This is a genomic window from Flavobacterium sp. TSSA_36, assembly GCF_051547165.1.
Classification (GTDB): Bacteria; Bacteroidota; Bacteroidia; order Flavobacteriales; family Flavobacteriaceae; genus Flavobacterium.
On the sequence record NZ_JBPTTP010000026.1, the window covers coordinates 1 to 853 of the forward strand.

General features: G+C 40.1%; 1 protein-coding gene. It reads left to right on the plus strand.

Features of this window, described 5'->3' with window-relative positions; translation table 11 throughout:
- Positions 1–853, plus strand: an 853-nt coding sequence (locus ACSVH7_RS15110; protein ID WP_438067515.1) for an MBG domain-containing protein, incomplete at both ends; no start/stop codon positions are given.

Sequence of the window (853 nt, forward strand, 5' to 3'; positions counted from 1 at the left end):
ACTTTACCATTACACAACCAACGGCTATTAGTACAGCAACTGCGGCACAAACTAATGTGTCTTGCAACGGTGGATCTAATGGTTCTGCTTCCGTGACTCCTTCAGGAGGTGCTGGTGGCTATACTTATTCTTGGTCGCCTTCGGGGGGAACGGCTGCTACTGCAACCGGATTAAGTGCAGGAACATATACTGTAACAGTAACCGATGCTAACGGATGTTCCGCTACTCGAAGTTTTACTATTACGCAACCAACGGCTATTGATTTCACAACAACAGTTTTACCTGGTTATGATTACAATGCTAGCTACAGCCAAACTATAGTAGCATCAAGAGGAACAGGAACTAAAACGTATGCAGTTACAGCGGGAAGTTTGCCTTCTGGGTTTTCGCTATCAACAACTGGACAAATAACAGGTAGTTCAACTCAAATTACGGATAGTAATTTTACGGTTACCGCTACTGATGCTAATAGTTGTACTGCTACCTATAATTATGTAGTAACATTAAATCAAATCCCAATTACCGTAACGGCTACACCTTCTCAAACTAAAGTATATGGGGAGAGTAATCCTGTTTTAACTTATACAGTGTCTCCAAGTTTGCTTTCTGGTGATACATTTACAGGATCTTTAACAAGAGTTAATGGTGAAGATATTGGGGATTATACTATCAATCAAGGTTCGCTTTCTGCCGGGCCTAACTATTTAATTACTTATGTTGGTGCCAACTTTACTATTACCGTAAAACCAATTACGGTATCTACAACTCCATCACAAACGAAAATCTACGGCACAACAGATCCTGTTTTTGCTTATACTGTTGCTCCAAATTTAGTAAGTGGTGATTCTTTTAC